The organism is Cellulosimicrobium cellulans (genome assembly GCF_001722485.1).
Classification (GTDB): Bacteria; Actinomycetota; Actinomycetes; order Actinomycetales; family Cellulomonadaceae; genus Cellulosimicrobium; species Cellulosimicrobium cellulans_A.
The window spans coordinates 1-2,126 of sequence record NZ_LWGL01000288.1 but is presented as its reverse complement, the minus strand read 5'-3'; the positions used below and the strand labels follow the sequence as shown (position 1 = coordinate 2,126).

2 protein-coding genes are annotated in these 2,126 nt (G+C 71.4%); both read left to right on the top strand.

What is annotated here, in order from left to right; genetic code table 11:
• Positions 1 to 64: 64 nt before the first annotated feature.
• The gene (locus tag JZ5iCDA_RS17065; RefSeq protein ID WP_069388195.1) at positions 65 to 460 is read left to right on the top strand and encodes a DUF2304 domain-containing protein; all 396 of its coding nucleotides are present in this window, start codon (positions 65 to 67) and stop codon (positions 458 to 460) included.
• Positions 461 to 536: 76 nt separating this feature from the next.
• A complete protein-coding gene (locus tag JZ5iCDA_RS17060) occupies positions 537 to 1,856 on the top strand; it encodes an LCP family protein (protein WP_253182140.1) in 1,320 nt (439 codons plus the stop codon).
• Positions 1,857 to 2,126 lie beyond the last annotated feature (270 nt).

Here is a 2,126-nt window from a genome sequence, read left to right as displayed (position 1 = left end):
CAGTCGCTGTGGAACTCGGTGAACATCCTCGTCGAGCTCGTCTTCAAGTAGGTCGGAGGAAATCGTGCTGATCCAGGTCTTCCTCGTCGTCGCGATCGGTGTCGTGACCGTCCTCCTCACCCGCTCCACGGCCGACGCACGTCACCAGGCGATCCGACGTCTGCTGCTGGTGGGTTTCGTCGTCGCCGCCGTCGTCTCGGTGCTGTATCCCGAGTGGCTCAGCTATGTCGCCAACATCATGGGCGTCGGACGAGGCACCGACCTCCTTCTGTACGCACTCGTCATCGCCTTCTTCAGCTACATCGCGACGAGTCACCGCCGCGCAAACCTGCTGTCGCGCAAGATCACGTTGCTCACCCGCGAGCTCAGCCTCGCCGAGGCGAAGATCTCGCGGGTCGACGCGTCGGTCGACCACGTGGAGGATCGTGACGCTGCGGCCGAGCGCGACGAGGCGTCCTGACCCTGCACAAGTCCTCCACCCGGCCGTGCACGCACCCACGCCGCGTCACTGCACAGGCCGCTTATGCTCGATCTCCGTGACGTCCCATTCCCGTGCCCAGACCCGCAGCGCGGCGGCGACCACGCCGTCGCGCGGGCCCGCGCACGCGCGGAGCCACCGCACGCACCGGCTGGGCCGCTCCGTCGGCCTGGTCACGACGGCGGTCCTCGCCTTCGGCGCGGTCGGCGGGGCGTCGGCGCTCACGGATATCCAGGGCAACATCGCCAGCGCGGACGTCGACGACCTGCTCGGCGAGCGTCCCGAGCAGTCGACGCCGGACCCGAGCGACCCGAACGCCGGCAAGCCGCTCAACATCCTCGTGATGGGCTCCGACGAGCGCGGGGGCGACAACGGGCACGAGGTCGCGGGCGTCGACGGCATGCGCTCCGACACGACGATCCTCGTGCACGTGTCGGCCGACCGTTCCCGTGTCGAGATGGTCTCCATCCCGCGCGACTCGCGCGTGGACGTCCCCGCGTGCACCGTCACGGGCGGGAAGACGACGGCGCCCGCGAACACGCGTTTCAACGCGGCGTTCGCGAACGGTGCCATGACCGGCGGCGACGTCGCCTCGGCCGCCGCCTGCACCATCCGGACCGTCGAGTCCCTCACCGACGTCTACGTCGACGGCTTCGTCGTCGTGGACTTCGCCGGGTTCCGGAACATGGTGAACGCGATCGGCGGAGTCCCGATCTGCATCCCCGAGGCGATCTACGCGCCCAAGGCGGACCTCCAGCTCGCCGCGGGCTGGCAGACGCTCGACGGCGCCCAGGCGCTCGGGTTCGCGCGCGCGAGGTACGGGGTCGGGGACGGATCCGACCTCAGCCGGATCGGTCGCCAGCAGCAGCTCCTTGCCGCGACGGTGAACCAGGTGCTGTCCAAGAACCTCCTCGCCGACCTCGGCCAGGTCTACGGCTTCGTGGACGCGGGGACGAAGTCCCTCACGATGAGCGAGAACCTCGCTTCCATCCAGAGCCTCGCCGGTCTCGCGTTCAGCCTCAAGGGCGCCACGAGTGGCAACATCACCTTCATGACCGTCCCCAACACAGCGGACCCGCAGGACCCGGACGCCACGGTCGTGTGGACGGACGAGGCGGACGAGATGTGGGCGAAGGTGCGCGCCGACGAGCCGATCGTGTCGGCACCCCCGCCGGCGCCGGAGGAGACGGCACCCGCGACGGACGGCGAGGTGGCGTCGGACCCCGCCACGCCGTCACCCGACGGTGCCGCGAGCGACGGGACCGGCCAGGGCGGCACCACCGACGGCCATACGCCGACGGAGCCTGCGCCCGTCGAGACCAGGGAGGCGGGCAAGGAGGCCTTCTCCGCCGCCGACGAGACCGCTCAGTGCGGGTGAGCGCACCATGACCGATCCTCGCCGCGACCCGAACGCCCTGCCGCCGAGCTTCACGCCGCAGGGTGGGAGGGCCGCGCGCCCGTCGTCCGTCGACGACGCGATCTCGGTCGGGAACAGCGGGAGACGGTCGCCGTCGAGGCCGCCTGGCGCCGACGACGCGGTACGGCCGGAGCCACGGATCCGCCGCCAGTCGTCTCGCGAGATCCCGGCCGCTCCGTCGCGCCCGGGCACGCCCCCGCCGGCACCGCCCGCGCGCACGCCGCGCCGTCG